Annotated in this window: 3 protein-coding genes; 2 read left to right on the top strand and 1 reads right to left on the bottom strand. The window is 71.8% G+C overall.

Annotated features, from left to right (window positions below; genetic code table 11):
• A partial coding sequence (locus G3O06_RS48040; protein ID WP_277403806.1) for a phosphoribosyltransferase family protein occupies positions 1-233 on the top strand: 233 nt, incomplete at its 5' end.
• A 105-nt stretch (positions 234-338) separates the two neighbouring features.
• A complete protein-coding gene (gene trmL / locus G3O06_RS48045; protein WP_011353282.1) occupies positions 339-809 on the top strand; it encodes a tRNA (uridine(34)/cytosine(34)/5-carboxymethylaminomethyluridine(34)-2'-O)-methyltransferase TrmL in 471 nt (156 codons plus the stop codon).
• Between the two features lie 34 nt (positions 810-843).
• Here the strand turns inward: trmL and G3O06_RS48050 are convergent, their stop codons facing one another.
• The gene (locus G3O06_RS48050) at positions 844-1,368 is read right to left on the bottom strand and encodes an O-acetyl-ADP-ribose deacetylase (RefSeq protein ID WP_174916203.1); all 525 of its coding nucleotides are present in this window, start codon (positions 1,366-1,368) and stop codon (positions 844-846) included.
• Between the last annotated feature and the right edge of the window lie 127 nt (positions 1,369-1,495).

Consider the following 1,495-nt stretch of genomic DNA (forward strand, 5'->3'; position numbering starts at 1 on the left):
TGCTCGCGCGGGTCGCCGACACCGCGCCGCAGTCGCGGCTCGACCGGCACGCACGGCGCGACAACGTGATGGCGGCATTCGCGGTGGCGGGTGGCGTCGCCGGCCGCCACGTCGCACTCGTCGACGACGTGATGACGTCCGGCGCGACGCTCGCGGCCGCCGCGCACGCGCTGAAGGCGGCGGGCGCCGCACGTGTGACGAATCTGGTTGCGCTGCGCACCGCCAGGGATTAATTAGATAGAGAGGCCAGCCGCCCGGACACGGCGGCGGCCGCCACGAACCGGCCGGCCGGGAGCACGCGCGTTGCGCCGCCCCGGCCGGCCCAGCCAGACCGAAACATGTTCAACGTCGTCCTCGTCGCCCCCGAAATTCCGCCGAACACCGGCAACGTGATCCGCCTGTGCGCCAACACGGGCGCGCGCCTGCACCTGATCGAACCGCTCGGCTTCCCGCTCGACGACGCGCGGATGCGCCGCGCGGGCCTCGACTATCACGAGTATGCGCAGATGCGCGTGCACCGCGACTGGGATGCATTCGTCGCGGCGGAAACGCCCGATCCCGCGCGCATGTTCGCGTTCACGACGCGCGGCTCGGGCCGCTTCCACGATCATGCATTCCTGCCCGGCGACTGGTTCGTGTTCGGCTCGGAAACGCGCGGCCTGCCCGCCGAGCTGCTCGAGCGCTTCCCGAACGAACAGCGCGTGCGCCTGCCGATGCGGCCGGACAACCGCAGCCTGAACCTGTCGAACACGGTCGCGGTGGTCGTGTTCGAGGCGTGGCGCCAGGCCGGCTTCGAAGGCGGCGCATGACGCTTGCGCGGCGCATTCCGCGCCGCGGGACGCGTCACGCCCGCGCGAGCCGCGCGCGATACAGGTCGTAGATGTCAGGGGAAAAGCACGCGAACACCACGCGTGCGAGGTTCGGCGCCTGCGGCAGCATTTCGGCGACGGTGCCGACCGCGATCTCGACGGCTTCTTCAGCCGGATAGCGATAGATGCCGCAACTGATTGCCGGAAACGCAATCGACGTCGCCGCGACCTCCTCGGCCAGCTCGATCGCGCGCCGGTAGCACGACGCGAGCAGGTCGGCCTCGCCGCTCCCACCGCCGTGCCACACGGGCCCGACCGCATGGATCACGTAGCGCGCCGGCAGCCCGTGGCCGCGCGTGAGCTTGGCATCGCCCGTCTCGCAGCCGCCGAGCGTGCGGCATTCGGCGAGCAGGCCGGGGCCGGCCGCGCGGTGGATCGCGCCGTCGACGCCGCCCCCGCCGAGCAGCGAGCCGTTCGCGGCGTTGACGATCGCGTCGACATCGAGCGTCGTGATGTCGACGACCTGCGCATCGAGCGTGGTGGAATGGATCTGCAGCATGACAACCTCCCGGAACGCCGGAGACTGTTCAAGCGTAGCGCGCTTTGACGCCGCGCGCCCGAAGCGAACGCGGCGCCGGATGGCGCCGGGCCGCCCTACTCGGCGCGCGCGTCGCGCCGCAGCAGGC

The sequence above is a fragment of the Burkholderia sp. Ac-20345 genome (assembly GCF_017104825.1).
GTDB classification, from domain to species: Bacteria; Pseudomonadota; Gammaproteobacteria; order Burkholderiales; family Burkholderiaceae; genus Burkholderia; species Burkholderia lata_B.

Excerpts from the sequence above, each read along its gene's own strand:
- trmL (WP_011353282.1), top strand. The coding sequence starts at position 339 with ATGTTCAACGTCGTCCTCGTCGCCCCCGAAATTCCGCCGAACACCGGC.
- G3O06_RS48050 (WP_174916203.1), bottom strand. The coding sequence starts at position 1,368 with ATGCTGCAGATCCATTCCACCACGCTCGATGCGCAGGTCGTCGACATC.